The following is a 15,091-nucleotide window of genomic DNA, read 5'->3' on the forward strand; positions in this document are numbered from 1 at the left end:
CCGCTCGACTTGCATGTATTAGGCACGCCGCCAGCGTTCGTCCTGAGCCAGGATCAAACTCTCCATAGAAAGTTCATATCTCTAGCTTTTACGCTTTTCGCTTCGTTCAGTTTTCAAGGAACATCTTTGTCGGTCTTTAAGCGACCTTTTCATGGTATCACATAAACATCCCGATGTCAATAATAAATTTTATTTTTTAACCGTCGCCACATCTTCGGTAGCGACGATTAAAAATATATCACGAACATTTCTAAAGGTCAATACTTTTCTTTATTATTTTTTTCAACTATGTAATGTCTATGAAAAATCCCTTGCCCTTTCGTTGCGATGTTTTGAACAGAGAGTATATGCTTTTCAACGAGAAATTCAAGCAAAATTTCTAAATCCACACCATATACTGTCAACTCTTTTTCACTTAACAACTCCGCCATAGACCATGATGTTTCTTTTTTTTCAAGCACATGCATGAGATGACTTGCTCCATGTTTAAGCTTCGAATGAATAAAAAAATCACTTGCTAAAAATAACAATTGTAATCGCTTATCAAGTGACTCCTCACTCCCCACTAACTCTGCATATAATTTATAAATTTGTGGCTCAATCTGCTTCACCTGATTCCATACAGTCACTTCGGGATAAAAGCCATTTTCGATAATGGATAGACGAGCTAAATGATGGAGGGCATGCAACACATGGTTGTATGCATCAAGCCATTGATCTTTTTCAAAAAAACTCCTGCCCTCGATGTAGCGTCGCACCAATCTAGCGAACTCTATCCCCATCTTTACCTTTCTTTCCTCTTCAGGAAACTGCAATAGACGTTGTCGCAATTGTTCAATATACTCATTGCGTTCGAACAAAATTTTCCCATTCAACAACCAATTTATTACTTTTCGATTAGAACCGAGCAACACCCATTCTTTCACTTGACGTTCGTCTACAACGTACAATGATGCACTTTTTTCTCCGAAGGTATAATGTTTAATAAAAACCGTTTCCTCCCCTTCTCGAACAATAACAAATAAAACAACATCAAATAAATCCGTCTCTGGAGAATAATCCGACCCTCTTTCAACCATTAAAATACCGAGGGTGCGTGACTGACTAGCTCGCTCTTGGTAAATTGGACGCAACACATCTTCCATAACCGACTCCTCCACTTTTCAACATTGTTTGACGGTATTCGACAATTTTAAAAAAACTCCTGCTTTGTTAATGCTTATCATTCAAAACTTATGATATAGTTATGCGTAGGAGGGAATAACGTGGGTGTAAAATATTCGAGCAAGATCAACAAAATTCGTACGTTTGCACTAAGTTTAATTTTCATTGGATTTTTTGTCATGTATGGCGGTATATTTTTTCGTACGTCCCCTATCGTTATGACAATATTCATGATTTTAGGGCTGTTGTTTATTATCGCAAGTACAGTTGTTTATTTTTGGATTGGTATGTTGTCAACAAAAACGGTACAAGTCGTTTGTCCTTCATGCAACAAAGTAACAAAAATGCTAGGCCGAGTCGATGTATGTATGTATTGCAACGAGCCACTGACACTGGATCCGACGCTTGAAGGAAAAGAATTTGATGAAAAATATAATCGAAAAACAAGAAACAAAAAAAGCTGATAGCATCGATGCTACCAGCTTTTTTAATGATGTCCCTTTTGACAGTCCGGACACGTTCCATAAATCTCCATCCGATGATGACTTACTTTAAACCCTGTCACATGTGCCGCTAAATCTTCTACTTCATCTAAACCAGGATAATGAAAATCGACAATTTTTCCACACGCTTCGCAAATGACGTGATAATGATGTGTCGTAACAAAATCAAAACGACTAGACGCATCACCATACGTTAATTCTTTAACAAGACCGACTTCTTTAAACACACGCAAATTGTTATACACAGTTGCGACACTCATATTTGGAAATTTTCCTTCCAAAGCTTTATAAATTTCATCCGCTGTTGGATGGGACATTGACTGGATCAAATATTCGAGTATCGCATGACGTTGCGGTGTAATACGGACGCCGGTTTCTTTCAATGTATGAAGCGCTTCTTTTAATTGATGTGCGTGCGTCACCGTCATGCACCTCACTTTCATTTATAAAAATTATAATTATTAATTTATAATTTTTATAAATAGTGTACAAAAAAATGAAACCATTTGTCAATTGGATTTTTAGGGAAGAAAAAAAGGGCGATCGTTGAACAATCGCCGCATACATATTTGAGGAGGTGTGTGCTCTACTCTATCTTACGCAACAATTTTATTATTTGTTTGAGCCAACCGCCCGTTTTAAAACGTTTAACACCTCTTCGACATGCCCATTTACTTTCACTTTTCTCCACTCTTGTACAATTTGACCGTTTGGATCAATCAAAAACGTTGAACGCTCAATCCCCATATACTCTTTCCCGAAGTTTTTCTTTAACTTCCATACTCCGTATGCTTTCGCTACATCTTGTTTTTCATCAGCAAGGAGTAAAAACGGCAAGTGATGTTTTTCAATAAATTTTTTGTGTCGTTCAATGGAATCAGGGCTAATTCCAATCACAATAGCCCCTAAATCCGTCAATGATTCGTAATGGTCTCGAAAATGACAAGCCTCTGTCGTACATCCTGGCGTCATGTCTTTTGGATAAAAATATAATACAACATACTTCCCACGAAATTGCGACAATGTGACGTTTTCCCCATTACTCGCTGGTAATGTAAAATTAGGCGCTTCCATGTTTCTCCTCCTATCTTTTTTCTACATCCATCACCGTTCGAACAACAAAAGCAGCAGGTAGCGCATAACCAAGCAAAGCTTCAACCATCGCAATCCACCGACCGATTCCAATCGGAACAATATCACCATAGCCAACGGAAAGCAATGTCACTGCACTAAAATATAAACTCGTTTCGACATATTGAAAAAAATTAGAAGCGACTATAGTCTTCCCATTTTCCATCATAACGACATGTCCATTTATATGCAAAATTGTATAAACAAGTGCAAAACCGATCATTGTCGTTGAATAAACAAATAAAATAGCAATAAAATTTTTCACTGAAATAACAGAACGTTTCGTTTGCCAAAATGACAAGAAACTCATACCTATTACAAAAATAATAATGCCGATCCATACATACTTCACACTATCCCCTCCTGTCCTCATATATACGAGGGGATGTTTTATTTAATTCCCAGCACCTCGATAACGTTTCACACCCGCGTTCCATAACAGCAACGATAAAGTAAAACATACGACACCCATTACTGGTGTCAAAAACGAATACGTGTACCATTCCGTTTTACGCAAGAAGTACGCCGCTGGATATACACCAACGAATGCAAACGGCAAAACCCATGTCAAAATGTAGCGAATGACACGATTATAAATATCGACAGGGTATCTCCCGTAGTTTCCTATATTATACATCATCGGCATAATTGAGCTCCGTGCATCCGACCAAAAACTAATACTTGCTAACGAAATAAAAATGCCCGCATAAACAAATGTGCCTCCTAACACAAAAAGAACAAATAAAATTACATCATACCAATGAAACGTTAAATGTAACCGCGATGCAGCATAACCCATAATAATTAAGCCGGTAATTCCGCCAAGAAGCGACTCGAGCTCCATACGTTCAAGCACAATTTGAAATAAACTATGCACAGGGCGAGTTAATACACGATCCATCTCTCCTCGTACGATGTATCGTTCATTAAAATCCCAAATGTTAAAAAATGAGGCGAACAAGGCGAACGGAACTAAGAAGAAACCGTAAATAAAAATAATTTCATCGCGCGTCCATCCGTTTAAAAATTGTGTATGCCCAAATACAACAAGAATAAAAATTAAATTCACACCTTGAAACATTAAATCAGATAAAAACTCCACAAACAAATCGGCACGATATTGCAACTTTGTTTTTATATATTGACTCATATACTGAAGAAAAATAGACATATAAAACATGTGTTCACCCCCCTTGAATGATGAGTTTTCGTTTAGCCGCTTTCCATAATAAATAAATCGGAACGATCAATACGACGCACCAAACAGCTTGAAACATCATTCCTTTGATCGCTTCATTCCCTGTAAAACTTTCCGTAAAAATCATACTTGGAATGTAGCTAATCGCTTGAAAAGGCAAATAGTGCATCGCACTTTGCGCCCATTGTGGATAAAAACTAATCGGCAAAATGAGTCCTGAAAATAAATCAATAATAAATCGTTTTGCCCGAAGCAATCCCTCACCATTTAATGTAAAAAACGTCACCATACCTGCTAGTAAATTGATTTGGGAATTAATAATAAAACTGAGCACTGTCGAAAGAGCAAAATAACTCCATGTTTGGACATTCGTTGTAAAGTGAAGCGAAAAAACGAATGTGACAATAATCATTCCTGGAAGTGAAAAGAAAATCAAACGAAAAATGCCTTCTCCAAGCCCTTGCATCGTTTTCATAATTAAATAGTTGTATGGACGAATAAGTTCAATCGCTACTTTCCCTTCACGAATTTCCATCGCTATTTCTCGATCAATGTTATTAAAATAAAACGCCCTTGCCATCCATGCAATTGCCACATATGTCGTCATTTGTTCTACCGTCATACCTTGAATAGACGGCTGCCCTCCATAAATGGCAGACCATAAAAAATAATATGCTCCAATATTGATGCTATAAATAAAAATGCCGCTATAATAATTCGTTCGATAAGCTAACATCATTAAAAAACGCATACGAATCATTTCAATGTATTTACCCATGATGAATCCCTTCTTCATAAATGTTGCGAATGATTTCTTCCGTCGAAACTTCACGAATATGAATATCTTTTAGTTCATAGGAAGAAACAACTTGTCCAATCACATGTGCCATATCATTCGTCCGAACATGCGCAATCCAATTATATCGATCTTCCCCTTGTTCCCATGTGACATGAACAAGTGATGTAAGCTCTTCTTTTGAAACCATATCGCGAAATTGAAAGTGAATTTGTCTTCCTTCTCCCCAATTTTGCTTTAAATGTTGCAATGAACCGTCATAAATGATTTTTCCTTCATCAAGCATGATAACGCGCTCACAAAGCGCTTCAATATCTGTCATATCGTGTGTCGTTAATAAAATCGTCGTGTTGTACTTCTCATTAATTTCTTTTAAAAACTGACGGATTTTTAGCTTCACAAGCACATCTAAACCGATCGTTGGTTCATCTAAAAATAAAAGCGGCGGATTATGAATGAGGGCAGCAGCTAACTCACAACGCATACGCTGTCCAAGCGATAGTTTGCGCACAGGTTTATCAAGTAAAGGACCGATATCTAACGTTTCAATGACATGATCCATATGTTCGTTATAATCCTGGTCGGAGACGCGATATACTTTTTTTAACAATCGAAATGACTCTTGTACTGCAATATCCCACCATAGTTGTGATCGCTGGCCAAATACAACGCCGATCGTCTGCACGAAACGTTCCCTCTCTTTATGCGGATTCATTCCATTCACAACAACTCGTCCAGATGTCGGTGTTAAAATTCCTGTTAGCATTTTGATTGTCGTCGATTTACCTGCCCCATTTTCCCCGATGTAGCCAACCATTTCTCCTTGTTTGACCGTAAATGAAATATCATCGACAGCTCGAATGATTTTATAGTTTCTCGTGAACAAATCACGAAACGCCCCAGCTAAACCAGAGCGACTAGAGTACGATTTAAATTCTTTTCGTAGTTTTTCTACTTCAATAGCATACATGTTCCTCACCTCTTATGAAATCACTATTTACTAGTGTAACGAAAATGTTGAAACTCAACAAATGGTGTGCTCAAATAAATGTGATAAAATAAACACCATGAAAGAAATTTTACATAAAAGGAGGAGGCTTCGCGTGAATTTTACGAAGTCTGAACAATTATATCAAGAAGCGCTTGAGCATATCGTCGGTGGCGTCAATAGTCCTTCTCGTTCATATAAAGCTGTCGGAGGCGGTGCACCTGTCGTTATGGAAAGAGCACAAGGGGCATATTTCTGGGATGTAGACGGCAACAAATATATCGACTACCTTGCAGCTTACGGTCCAATTATTACTGGACATGCCCATCCACACATTACAAAAGCGATTCAACATGCAGCTGAAAACGGTGTGTTATACGGGACACCAACCCCATATGAAATTACATTCGCCAAAATGTTGAAAGAAGCGATCCCTTCTCTCGAAAAAGTGCGTTTCGTCAACTCAGGAACAGAAGCTGTCATGACAACGATTCGGGTCGCACGCGCATACACAGGACGCGATAAAATTGTGAAATTTGCAGGTTGCTATCACGGTCATTCCGATCTCGTTCTTGTCGCTGCTGGCTCTGGTCCGTCCACATTAGGCACGCCTGATTCAGCAGGGGTACCAAAAAGCATTGCACAAGAAGTGATTACTGTTCCTTTTAATGATGTCAATGCATTTAAACAGGCGATGGATCGCTGGGGAAACGAAGTCGCTGCCGTTCTTGTCGAACCTATCGTCGGTAACTTCGGTATCGTTGAGCCAAAACCGGGCTTTTTACAAGCAATTAACGACATCGCTCATGCGGCTGGAGCGCTTGTCATTTATGATGAAGTCATTACAGCTTTTCGCTTTATGTATGGTGGGGCTCAAAACTTGCTCGGCATCGAACCAGACTTAACTGCACTCGGAAAAATCATTGGTGGGGGATTACCAATCGGGGCATATGGCGGTAGAAAAGACATTATGGAACAAGTAGCTCCATTAGGTCCTGCTTACCAAGCAGGAACGATGGCTGGCAATCCAGCCTCCATTTTAGCAGGAATTGCTTGTTTAGAAGTACTACAACAAGAAGGTGTGTACGAACATCTCGATCATCTCGGCGCAATGTTAGAGGCGGGCATTTTAACACACGCCAACACATACGATATTCCTGTGACAATTAACCGCCTAAAAGGTGCGCTTACTGTATATTTTACAAAAGAAAAAGTAGAAAACTATGAGCAAGCCGAACGAACAGATGGAGAAATGTTCGCTAAGTTTTTCAAGCTCATGCTTCATCAAGGCATCAACCTTGCCCCTTCAAAATATGAAGCATGGTTCATTACATTAGCCCATACAGAAGAGGATATTGAATATACAATTAAAGCTGTAGAACGTGCATTTAAATCCTTGAAAAATGAATAAATATACAATAAAAACGAGGTGGGAACATATATTCCACCTCGTTTTTCACGCTCAAATTAAATGAAAACGCTTACAAATATCGTGAACGTTTTGTTACACAAACTGAATATCGTATCCAAAAACATGAATAAATAATTGATTTTCTGTTGTGATCATGTTAATATAAACTATAAAATTTAGAAAATTTTATTTTTTAAAAAAGTTTTTGTGTAGGAGGTGGCGAAGGCGAGAAGCGAACGATAGTCGCTTGCAAGCCGCATGCTATGAAACAACAATGGAACCCAACTTCATTTCAACACTTTTATAAACATGAACACGATGCGTGTGGAATTGTCGCTGCGGTTGAAAAACGACGCATTCCGACAAGAGAAAACATTACAACGTGTATTAACGCCCTCGTCACAATGAATCATCGCGCTGGATTCATCAATGGAGAAGGAGATGGCGTCGGCATTCATATTGACATTCCAAAAGCGCTTTGGAAAGAAAAATTTGCTGCTGCCCAACTTAATCCTCAACTCGTCGATCGCGACGATTTTATCGTTGGTCATATATTTATTACACGAACAACGAACGTGGAAGAAAAAAAAGCGCGTGTGCGCCAATTGTTTTCGCAATTTCAATTGACGCTTATGTTTGAATCTGATCGCGTAACTTCTTCTTCAGCGCTCGGTCCAATTGCTTTACGTGAAGAACCAGTATTTTGGCAAGTTGCCCTTTTGCCAAATCAAAAAGGAACATTATCTAAAACGTTATTTGAATTAACTATTGAAATAGAAAAAGATGAGCATATTCATGTCGCTTCGTTAAGCAATCACCATGCGATTTATAAAGTAATGGGCGCTGGAGATATTTTACAAAAATACTATCATGACTTAGCGAGCCCGCTCGTCGCATCTACAATGACACTTGGTCATAATCGCTATTCAACGAATACGCTGTCAAACTTTTTCCGTGTGCAACCGTTTAGCGTCCTCGGCCATAACGGTGAAATTAACACAATAGCTAAACTACGTGAAGAAGCAACAATGATTGGCGTTCCGCTCACAAACGGCGGAAGCGATTCACAAGACTTAAGTCGGACGATGGAAACGCTCATTTATCGCGAAGGCTATACGTTATTCGAAGCGATGGACTTTTTATTCCCACCGATTGTAAACGAAATTAAACATTATCCAGTCCATTTACAAGATTTATATACTTACATTCGCGAAGCTTGGGGACATTTTGCCCAAGGACCGGCAGGCATTATTTCGCGTCATGCTGATGAAGCCGTGTTTAGTGTCGACGCACTTGGATTACGTCCACTTTGGAAAATTGAAACAGAACACCGTTACGTATTTGCTTCTGAACCAGGTATTATTCCAGCGTGCGAATATACAGGAGAACCAAAACCGCTCGCACCTGGAGAGAAAATCGGCTTAAAATGGCAAGCGGACGGAACGATTCGTATTTATGAATACGCCGATTATCAACAAGAAGTATACAGTCGTATTCGAAATCGTTTAAATATCGAGAATATGCGTCATCGTTTACAAACACCTTCACTAAAACCGTATGTGCTCGTTGCTCAACCTACAAAAGTGCACAACGGGCAATACGCTGCATTCGGTTGGGATCGCGAACATATTCAATTGATCGAACAAATGGCAGAAAAAGGAGCAGAGCCTATTCGCTCCCTTGGTCACGATGCCCCGCTGGCAGCGATTGATCCTGAACGAAAAAATATTGCTGACTTCATAAAAGAAAGCGTGGCGGTTGTTACAAACCCAGCCATTGACCGCGACCGCGAAACAGAACATTTTTCTACTCGTGTTGTCGTTGGAAAACGCCCAAGTATCGTTTCAAATGAAGAACATCCATATACAGTTGAACTTCTTTCACCTATCTTAATCGAAGGGAAACTCGGAAACGAATGCGCAGAAATGTTGCAACAACCATCATATGATCAACTCGTTCATGCATTTGAAGAAAAACAATTAGCATACTTTATATCCGCAACGTTTGTTGAGCACGAAACGATTCCAACGGCTCTTAATCGTTTAGGCGAAGAGGCATGCGAAGCTGTTGCAAATGGAAAAACGTTGCTTGTCATTGACGATGCAAAAGCGCATCAAAATGGTCATTTATGGATCGATCCACTTCTTGTCATATCAGCCATTGATCAAGCATTAACAAAAGCGCAATTACGGAGAAACTGTTCGCTCCTTCTTCGTTCTGGAGCGATTCGTTCATTGCACGATTTCATCGTTGCATATGGACTTGGTGCAAACGTCATTAGCCCATATTTGATGTTTGCGACAGTTGCTGATTCGTCCACTCGACCAGCGATCCATTTATTCCAAGCATTAAATAAAGGGCTTGAAAAAGTCATTTCAACGATCGGTATTCATGAGTTGCGTGGATATAGCCGTCTATTTTCGTCTATCGGACTACACGAAGACATTGCATCTGTATTAAATATCGTCAACTTTTTTGGTTCGGATTCTCTTGCCCAAAATTTCGAGGCATTAAAGCAAGATGCGCTCGCACGAGCAAAAGATTTTGAAACTGAACAAGCAAAGTTACGAAAAACGTTTCACGTATTCCCACGCATTTGGAAAGCGATTGGCGAAGTGGCGCAAACAGGCTCATACGATCAATACCGCGAAAAATTAACAGAAATTGAAACTGAAACACCGACGGCTATTCGACATTTAACCGACTTAAAACAAGCAAACGTGCCAGTGAAAAAAGAACATGTCGACATTTCGGTCGGTGAACATAGCTTGCCGTTTGTCATTGCTTCGATGTCATTCGGTTCACAAAACGAAATTGCGTTCCGTGCTTATGCCGAAGCAGCTAACCGGCTCAATATGATCAGTTTAAACGGCGAAGGCGGCGAAATTAAAGATATGCTCGGCAAGTATCCGCGCACTCGCGGCCAACAAGTCGCTTCTGGACGATTTGGCGTCAACGCTGAACTGCTTAATTCATCGAATTTACTTGAAATAAAAATCGGGCAAGGCGCAAAACCAGGTGAAGGCGGTCATTTACCTGGCTCCAAAGTAACAGCGAAAATTGCCGAAGCACGCAACGCAACGATCGGATCTGATTTAATTTCACCGTCAAACAACCATGATATTTATTCGATTGAAGATTTAGCCCAAATGATTGCAGAACTAAAAACAGCAAACGATCAAGCAAAAGTGGCAGTGAAAGTACCTGTCGTCCCTAATATCGGAACGATCGCTGTCGGCATCGCAAAAGCTGGCGCTGACATTATTACACTAAGTGGCTTCGATGGTGGCACGGGAGCAGCACGCATCCATGCTATTCAACACGTCGGCTTACCTGTAGAGATTGGCGTCAAAGCAGCACATAATGCCCTCTTAGAAGCAGGATTACGCCATCAAGTAGAGATTTGGGCAGACGGCGGTATAAAGAGCGCGATGGATGTTATAAAAGTAATGCTACTCGGTGCCAATCGTGTCGGCTTTGGAACGTTAGCGATGATCGCAATCGGTTGTACGACATGTCGCGGTTGTCATTTAGATACGTGCCATGTCGGGATCGCTACGCAAATTGAATCGGAAGCACAAGCAAAAGAACACGGTTTGCGTCGCTTCGTTCCAAGACAATTCGAGCAAGCAGTACAAAACTTAGTTCGTTTCTTTACAGCATTCGGTGAGGAACTTAAAGCGCTCACTGCATCGCTCGGTTATACAAACTTGCAACAACTTGTTGGTCGCTCCGATCTGCTTGAACAAACACGTGGCCGAGATCGCCTCGATTTAACGACGTTATTAAAACCGTTAGACATCGGCCAATGGTACCAAAAAGAAGTAGCAGCGACATCGGAAGAAGGAAAACTCGCTGTTGCTGCTGGTGCTGAATATTTAGATTACCACGTTGAAGACTTGCACCGTTCACGTGAATTTTCAACTGTCACTGCTGAACAGCGTGTGCTCGGTAGCCGTGTTGCATGTCATCGCGTGCGCGGGCGATTAGATGGATCGTATAAAAAACTTCCGAATATTTCTCTGCGTTATAAAGATGGCTCGGTACCTGGCAATGGGCTTGGTGCGTATAACGTCACCGGCATTCATATCCACGTCGATGGTGGAGCACAAGATGGCGTTGGGAAAACATCATTTGGTGGCGGTATCTTCGTCTTTAAATCAAAAGGAAAAGACGGCAGATTTTACAACGGATCGGTCGGAAAAGGGTTTGGCTACGGAGCGCAAAAAGGACTATTAGTCGTGCAAGGAAATGCCGATGCGCGCGCAGGCATTCGCTTGTCAGGAGCTGATATGATTATTGGTGGTCAAGTGACAAAACCAATTCCTGAAATGGAACATGGTAATATCGGTGTCAACGCAAACATTAAAGGGTTTGCCTTTGAATATATGACAAACGGACGCGGGCTCGTTCTCGGCGACCCAGGTCCATGGATTTGCGCAGGAATGACAGGTGGTGTCGTTTATTTGCGTCATCAACCAGAAATGGGATTAACGAAAGCGGCGCTTGAACGTCGAATCGCTAAAGGAGCAAATGTCACGATTCAATCGCTGAACGAAAAAGGAAAAGCGGACGTCAAAGAACTACTTAGCACATATATTGATTTGCTTATCGAACATGAACAGCACGATGAAGCAGCAACACTTCAACCGTTGTTGCAACAACCAGAGCAACACTTTTTCCAAGTCATTCCGAAAAAAGAACAAGCTGATCCGTCTGTGTCAACGGAATAAACATAAAAGAACTGCCTCAACAATAAAATGGGGCAGTTCTTTTAATTTTTTTCCTTTTTTCTTGATATACTGACGAAAAACATGTATATTTGTTTGTTGTTCTCACAAGATGATAAAAAGGAAAGGAATTTGAGCGACGATGAGACTTGGAGCCCGCGTCTTTAAAACCGGGATTGCGATTACGTTTGCATTAGTTTTAGCGAAATTACTTCAATTGCCTTCTCCTGTATTTGCTGGCATTTCGGCTGTATTTGCGATGCAGCCGACGATTTACCGTTCATATTTATCTTTAATTGAGCAAATACAAGCTAACGTCATCGGTGCAATTTTCGCGATCGTTTTTACACTTATTTTCGGACACGATCCGTTTATTATCGGATTGACTGCCATTTTAGTTATTGCGTTGTTTCTTCGTCTTCGTTTAGAATCTTCTATTTCTGTCGCACTTGTGACGGTTATTGCCATTATGGAATATACAGAACAGCATTTTATTGAATTTGCACTTATTCGCTTCTCGACCATTATGCTAGGCGTACTTGCAGCGTTTGTCGTGAATTTAGTGTTTCTTCCACCAAAATATGAAAAAAAGCTATATACAAAAATTGTTGAATATACGGAACACATTTTGAAATGGATTCGCATGAATGTTCGACATGCCTCTGAGCATCATTCACTGAAAGAAGACATTGAAAAATTAAAAGAGAATATGATGAAACTTGATCAACTTTATTTACTTTATAAAGAAGAACGGACGTATTTTCGTAAACATAAATATAGTAAATCGCGTAAACTCGTATTGTATCGCCAAATGATTGTCGCAACAAATCGCGCCCTAGAGACGTTAAAGTTGCTGCATCGTTTAGAAAACGAGCTGGCACATACATCTCCGGAACTTCAAGATGCCATAAAAAACGAACTCGACTGTTTATTAAACTACCATGATCAAATATTGCTGAAGTTCATTGGAAAAGCAAAATCTGATCCACAGTCACAATTTGCGACAGAAGCGTGTTCTGGAAAAAAAGGATTAATTCACTCGTTTCTAAACCATTACGCCGAACAAAGTGTTCAACAAGAAAATTATCAACTTTTTCCATTGATCGGAGCAATTATTGAATATAGTCACCAACTCGAACATTTGGACACGCTCATCGAGAGCTTTCACCATTACCATAAAGAAGAACATGTCGTCCCTACCCCGGAACAAGAATAAAAGATGTCCCAACACACGGGGACATCTTTTTAACTTTTCATGCGCGGATCCAATGCATCGCGCAATCCATCACCCATTAAGTTAAATCCTAACACCGTTAACATAATAGCTAATCCTGGAAAAATCATTGTCCACGGCGCCTGTGTTAAATACGCTTTTGAGTCGGCTAGCATTTTCCCCCACTCAGGGTTCGGCGGCTGAGCTCCTAATCCGAGAAACCCAAGCGCTGCTGCTTCGATGATTGCTGTTGCAATTGCTAATGTTCCTTGCACAATAATCGGCGCCATGCTGTTTGGTAAAATGTGATGAAATAAAATGCGTGCATCACTCATCCCGATTGCTTTTGCTGCTGTAATATACTCTTCCTGTTTAATGCTTAATACGCGAGAACGAATGAGACGACCGAAGTTTGGAATGTTAATGACCGCAATCGCAATAAGTGCATTTTTCAATGAAGGTCCTAAAACAGCGACAATCCCAATCGCTAATAAAATGCTTGGAAACGCAAGCATAATGTCAAATATGCGCGAAATGACGGCGTCGATCCAACGTCCATAATACCCTGCAATAATTCCAAGTAAAGAACCGATGACTACCGAACCTAATACTGAAAAAAACCCAACCCATAGCGAAATGCGCGCTCCATAAACGACGCGAGAAAAAATATCACGTCCGAAATCGTCTGTCCCAAATATATGGTCTTTCGACGGCGCTTGTAAACGCAACGAAAGTTGTTGATCGTTCATATCGTACGGGGCGATAAACGGAGCAAAAACAGCAAGCAAAATGAAAAATAGCACAATGCCACTTCCAACGAGAGCCATTTTGTTTTTCCGAAAGCGAATCCATCCTTCTTTCCATAGCGATGTTGCTTGTTCTTCTTGTACGATGTTTGCTTCGTTTCGTGCAAGTTCAGCCAATTCGCTTCCCTCCTTTTTAGTTGTATTTAATGCGCGGATCAATCGCGGCATATAACAAGTCAACAATTAAGTTAATAAAAATAAAAATCATCGCAACAATTAAAATACCTGATTGAATGACTGGATAATCGCGATAGCCGATCGCTTCATAAATATAACGACCAATTCCCGGCCAGCTGAAAATCGTTTCTGTCAAAATCGCACCGCCAAGTAACAATCCCATTTGCAGACCGATGACTGTCAACACCGGAATAATTGCATTCTTTAACGAGTGCTTGTACACTACCCAAAACATGCTTAATCCTTTCGCACGTGCTGTACGAATGTAATCTGATTTCATCACCTCAAGCATGCTAGAGCGAGTCATGCGGGCAATAATCGCCATTGGGATCGTTGCTAAAGCCACACTCGGCAGCACTAGATGTTGCAATGTTTGAACAAACTGATCTGTATTGCCTTGCATTAACGTATCAATGACATATAAGTGGGTAATGGGTTCAATTGGATTACGAACATCTTCACGGCCAGATGTCGGAAACCAATCTAGATTAATCGCAAAAATCCATTGTTCCATCAACCCTAACCAAAAAATAGGCATCGAAACGCCAACTAGAGCTAAAACCATCGCCACATAATCAAACCAGGAATTTTGAAACCATGCACTAATAATACCTGCATTTACACCAATGAAAACAGCAATGAACATTGCCGCAAGCGATAATTCTAATGTCGCCGCCAAATATGGCCAAATTTCTTGCGAGACAGCTACACCTGTACGAAGCGATTCCCCTAAATCTCCTTTTAATAATCCGCCAAGATATTTGATATATTGAATGTACCACGGTTGGTCTAATCCGAGTTTATGCGTCAATGCTTCAACTGCTTCTTTCGTCGCCTTTTGTCCTAAAATGACTTGCGCAGGATTTCCTGGAATGGCGCGAATCATAAAAAACACAACGAGCGACATGCCAAGCAAAACGGGGACGACCGTTAACATGCGTTTGATCGTATATGAAAACATACGTTTCACTCCT

Annotated in this window: 13 protein-coding genes and 1 rRNA gene; 4 read left to right on the plus strand and 10 right to left on the minus strand. The window is 40.4% G+C overall.

Features of this window, described 5'->3' with window-relative positions; all coding sequences use genetic code 11:
- Both HNR43_RS07625 and HNR43_RS07630 read right to left on the minus strand, forming a co-directional pair.
- A 16S ribosomal RNA gene (locus HNR43_RS07625) occupies positions 1-69 on the minus strand; the annotation flags it as partial.
- A 188-nt stretch (positions 70-257) separates the two neighbouring features.
- The gene (locus HNR43_RS07630; RefSeq protein ID WP_183242705.1) at positions 258-1,145 is read right to left on the minus strand and encodes a nucleotidyltransferase-like protein; all 888 of its coding nucleotides are present in this window, start codon (positions 1,143-1,145) and stop codon (positions 258-260) included.
- 120 nt (positions 1,146-1,265) lie between these two features.
- On the opposite strand from HNR43_RS07630, the gene HNR43_RS07635 reads away from it, so the two are divergent.
- Positions 1,266-1,628, plus strand: coding sequence for a DUF2614 family zinc ribbon-containing protein (locus tag HNR43_RS07635; RefSeq protein WP_183242706.1), 363 nt, complete (start codon positions 1,266-1,268; stop codon positions 1,626-1,628).
- Between the two features lie 23 nt (positions 1,629-1,651).
- Here HNR43_RS07635 and perR read toward each other — a convergent pair whose 3' ends face one another.
- From perR to HNR43_RS07665, 6 genes are all read right to left on the minus strand, one after another.
- Positions 1,652-2,095: a peroxide-responsive transcriptional repressor PerR gene (gene perR / locus HNR43_RS07640; protein WP_032101066.1), complete on the minus strand. Its 444-nt coding sequence runs from the start codon at positions 2,093-2,095 to the stop codon at positions 1,652-1,654.
- A gap of 184 nt (positions 2,096-2,279) precedes the next feature.
- Positions 2,280-2,741, minus strand: a complete 462-nt coding sequence (bcp, locus tag HNR43_RS07645) for a thioredoxin-dependent thiol peroxidase (protein WP_183242708.1) — start codon at positions 2,739-2,741, stop codon at positions 2,280-2,282.
- Between the two features lie 10 nt (positions 2,742-2,751).
- Positions 2,752-3,150, minus strand: a complete 399-nt coding sequence (locus tag HNR43_RS07650) for an ion channel (protein WP_183242710.1) — start codon at positions 3,148-3,150, stop codon at positions 2,752-2,754.
- Between the two features lie 42 nt (positions 3,151-3,192).
- Positions 3,193-3,978, minus strand: coding sequence for an ABC transporter permease (locus HNR43_RS07655; protein WP_183242712.1), 786 nt, complete (start codon positions 3,976-3,978; stop codon positions 3,193-3,195).
- 4 nt (positions 3,979-3,982) lie between these two features.
- The gene (locus tag HNR43_RS07660; RefSeq protein ID WP_183242714.1) at positions 3,983-4,774 is read right to left on the minus strand and encodes an ABC transporter permease; all 792 of its coding nucleotides are present in this window, start codon (positions 4,772-4,774) and stop codon (positions 3,983-3,985) included.
- Complete coding sequence (locus HNR43_RS07665) at positions 4,767-5,762, minus strand: ABC transporter ATP-binding protein (RefSeq protein ID WP_183242716.1); 996 nt, start codon at positions 5,760-5,762, stop codon at positions 4,767-4,769. Before HNR43_RS07665 ends, HNR43_RS07660 begins: the two co-directional genes overlap by 8 nt.
- A gap of 133 nt (positions 5,763-5,895) precedes the next feature.
- Here HNR43_RS07665 and HNR43_RS07670 point away from each other — a divergent pair, with 133 nt between their 5' ends.
- The 3 genes from HNR43_RS07670 (at position 5,896) to HNR43_RS07680 (ending at position 13,137) form a co-directional block, all read left to right on the plus strand.
- Positions 5,896-7,191, plus strand: a complete 1,296-nt coding sequence (locus tag HNR43_RS07670) for a glutamate-1-semialdehyde 2,1-aminomutase (RefSeq protein ID WP_183242719.1) — start codon at positions 5,896-5,898, stop codon at positions 7,189-7,191.
- A 263-nt stretch (positions 7,192-7,454) separates the two neighbouring features.
- The gene (locus HNR43_RS07675; protein WP_183242721.1) at positions 7,455-11,924 is read left to right on the plus strand and encodes a glutamate synthase-related protein; all 4,470 of its coding nucleotides are present in this window, start codon (positions 7,455-7,457) and stop codon (positions 11,922-11,924) included.
- Between the two features lie 139 nt (positions 11,925-12,063).
- Positions 12,064-13,137 (plus strand): FUSC family protein, encoded by a 1,074-nt coding sequence (locus HNR43_RS07680; RefSeq protein ID WP_055442008.1) that lies wholly within the window; start codon positions 12,064-12,066, stop codon positions 13,135-13,137.
- Between the two features lie 29 nt (positions 13,138-13,166).
- Here HNR43_RS07680 and nikC read toward each other — a convergent pair whose 3' ends face one another.
- Both nikC and HNR43_RS07690 read right to left on the minus strand, forming a co-directional pair.
- Positions 13,167-14,057: a nickel transporter permease gene (gene nikC, locus HNR43_RS07685; protein WP_183242723.1), complete on the minus strand. Its 891-nt coding sequence runs from the start codon at positions 14,055-14,057 to the stop codon at positions 13,167-13,169.
- A gap of 16 nt (positions 14,058-14,073) precedes the next feature.
- Complete coding sequence (locus tag HNR43_RS07690; RefSeq protein ID WP_183242725.1) at positions 14,074-15,078, minus strand: ABC transporter permease; 1,005 nt, start codon at positions 15,076-15,078, stop codon at positions 14,074-14,076.
- Positions 15,079-15,091: the final 13 nt, after the last annotated feature.

The organism is Anoxybacillus mongoliensis, assembly GCF_014201515.1.
Classification (GTDB): Bacteria; Bacillota; Bacilli; order Bacillales; family Anoxybacillaceae; genus Anoxybacillus; species Anoxybacillus mongoliensis.